The organism is Halorubrum sp. C191 (assembly GCF_002727095.1).
In the GTDB taxonomy this organism is placed as follows: Archaea; Halobacteriota; Halobacteria; order Halobacteriales; family Haloferacaceae; genus Halorubrum; species Halorubrum ezzemoulense.
In genome coordinates this window covers 1-2,906 of record NZ_NHNZ01000226.1, presented here as the reverse complement: position 1 = coordinate 2,906, position 2,906 = coordinate 1, and the positions used below count along the sequence as shown (strand labels likewise).

The 2,906-nt window shown below is 59.4% G+C and carries 1 protein-coding gene; it reads left to right on the top strand.

Annotated elements, in window-relative coordinates; all coding sequences use genetic code 11:
* Positions 1-140 precede the first annotated feature (140 nt).
* Entirely contained in the window at positions 141-2,684 is a 2,544-nt protein-coding gene (locus Z052_RS19010; protein WP_099289373.1) for a helix-turn-helix domain-containing protein, read from the top strand.
* The last annotated feature ends 222 nt before the right edge of the window (positions 2,685-2,906 follow it).

Here is a 2,906-nt window from a genome sequence, read left to right as displayed (position 1 = left end):
CTTTCGACGTTGAGTATACACAGCGCGTGTCGCTCGCACAGCTACCCGAGGGGGGAATCACTTGCGTTAATCTCGATCTCACCGAACAAGAACGCCGACTCCGTCGCCTTGAGAAGACACGTTCGCTCGCCGAAGAGCTGATGACTACAGACGATTACGAGGGCGTGATCGATACTGCGATCAAAGGAGTGACGGAGATTATTGATCGGCCGTTCTCTGGGTATTGGGCACACGAACCGGCTGGGACGGATACGGTGGCTCCGGCTGGAACTGCGGAGACTACCACCGACGTGCTTGTCCCGGTGTCTGTCTCCAGTAGCGCAGCGTCGATTGTCGAGGAGGCACCCCGATTCCGCCGTGGTGAATCGCTCGCGTGGGAGGTGTTCGATGCTGGGACGCCGGCATACTACCCGAATGTCGCCGCCGAGGTGGGCGTTCACAACCGGGAGACGCCGATCGGTACCGAATTTATTGTCCCTATTGACGACGATGGCGTGTTTCTCGTCGGGTCGCCGGAAACGGGCAGTCTCGCCGAGGACGAACGCGAGCTCATTTTGATCGTCACACAGTACCTCCAGACGGCAATCGAGCTCGTCGCGCAGCGACGTCAACTACGTACTGCGCGCGACCGCATAGAGTCCGAACGCAATCAGCTCGAACGTGTCATGAACACAGTCCCCCAGCTGATATTCGCGAAGAACACAGACGGCGAATTCTTGCTCGCGAACGAAGCGGTCGCTGACGCGTACGGCACTACCGTCTCGGACATGATCGGTTCGACTGATGCTGACTACACGGCCGAGTCCGACGAGGTGGACGCATTCACCGACGACGATAGACGGGTGATTGAGACCGGCAAGCCGCTCCATCGCACCGAGGAGACACTGACCGACGCCGCAGGCAACGAACGAGTCTTAGAAACGTGGAAAATACCATTCACCCCGGTCGACAGCGATGAGGACGCAGTACTCGGCGTCGCCAACGATATTACCGATCTCACCGATGCGCGTGACGCGCTTGACCGGCAGCGGCGGCTGACGAACCTCTACGCCGTGAGCAGCCGTGTATTCAAATCAACGGATCCGGAAGACGCGTTCGACGCGTGTGTCAAGGCGGTCGCCGATGTGGTAACAGCTGACGAGCTCGCGATATACGACCGCAATACGTCAGAAGGGGAGTTGGTGCGGCTTGCGACTGCGGGAGACAACTCTGAATCACGTAGCCGACAGCGAATTCACCCGGGCGAGACGGATCTCTGGCGAGCGTTCACCGAGTCCGACACGTGCTGGCTCCCGGCCGACGCCGTTATCGACGCCGGCGACGCGGCCGAGAAGCAGGCACTCGTCACACAGCTCGGTGATACGAGTCTGTTGAGCGTCGTCGTTGACGAACGGGATGAGACGTTGGAATCGTTCATTCGGGCGGTGAGCCAGCAGGTCTCGGCGGCACTCACACAACTCCGTCAGGAGACATCGATAGCGGGGCTCTCAAATGATGTTGCCAGGACCCAGCGGCAAGCGGATCGCTACCAGAACCTGTGGGAGGGGATGGTTGACACCGTTGAAGCGATCGTGACTGCGGAGACATCGGCGGCAGTGCGTGAGGCGGTTGTTGACTTCGGCGATCGTGTGGCGGAGTACGCGTTCGTTGGCACGTATGATCCGGTCACAGAGCGAATTGACCCGGTCGAAGTGTCCGAGGCAGGTGGACCGGCGAAGCTGTACGAAAGCGCCAGGCAGACGTTCCCCGCGATCACCGCTGCCTCACAAAACGAACCACAGCGTATCGTCGACGGACAAGCGACCGGAGGAGCTCACGGCGAGTGGCTCAACCGACTGCTCCATTTCGGCTACCGGGAATCGCTCGCGGTTCCGGTGAGCCATTGTGGGACCGTCCACGCGATCGCCGAGTTCATCAGTACAGATGCCGAGCGCTTCGCCGAACCAGAACGACAAGCAGTTGGTGCGGTTGCGGACGCCGCCGGAATGCGGCTGTCAACGCTTGAGTCCGCGAGCGCGTCGAACGCACCGATCGCCTTCGACTTCGAATGTCAGGATCCGTCGCCGCTCTTCCCGGGCCTCTCGACGTCCGGTACAATCGTCGTCGAACACGTCGCGCTAACAGGTAGGGAAAACTTTCACCTAACCGGTCGCGTCGACGGCTACACCGAGACCGCATTTCGTGACTACGTCGCGGCGACGCCGGGCATCGAACTCGACAGTATTGCCTCGACCGATAGCAGCGTCCACGAAATTACCGTGCGGATGAGAGATACACCAGACCGGTCGCTAGCCTCGGTTCGCGACGTACTCATGCGGACAGACACACAACTGAGCAGTGTCCGTTCCCGCCCGAACGCTGACGTGTTGGAGTTCTGGACCACGGACCCGAAAGTGATCGGTCGGGTCCGCGAGGAGCTGTCTACCGTCTCCGGTTCGTGTCAGCTCGTCTCGAAGCGCCATGTGTCCGGGTCATCCGGTAGACGCGACGAGTCCGCCGGGAATACAGACTTGACGAGCCGACAGCGAGAGATCGCCGAGACAGCGCTCCAAGAAGGATACTATGATGATCCGCGGGGTATCAACGGTGCCGATCTCGCCGACCGGTTCGACGTGTCCTCGTCAACGCTCCACCAGCATCTGCGCGCCGCGGAGTCGAAGATCATCCGCGGCTTCTTCGAGTGACGTATGTCTGTAGGCTACTACTAAGACACGGACATATTCGGTATCTGTTCTGCCTGCCACATATCTTCGGGCGTAGAAATAGTATGGATACTGAAAGAATAGAATACATGAGTTCAGGATGGAATGACGCGCCGCGAATCTCGTCAAAGTGCCCTCAATACCGACCAGAACAGGTGAGATAGAATGAGTACTCAGCCGTCTGATACTGATAGCTAAAAGTTC

What these genes read in the sequence shown, in the direction of transcription:
- Z052_RS19010 (WP_099289373.1), top strand. Translation starts at nt 141, where the DNA reads ATGACTACAGACGATTACGAGGGCGTGATCGATACTGCGATCAAAGGA.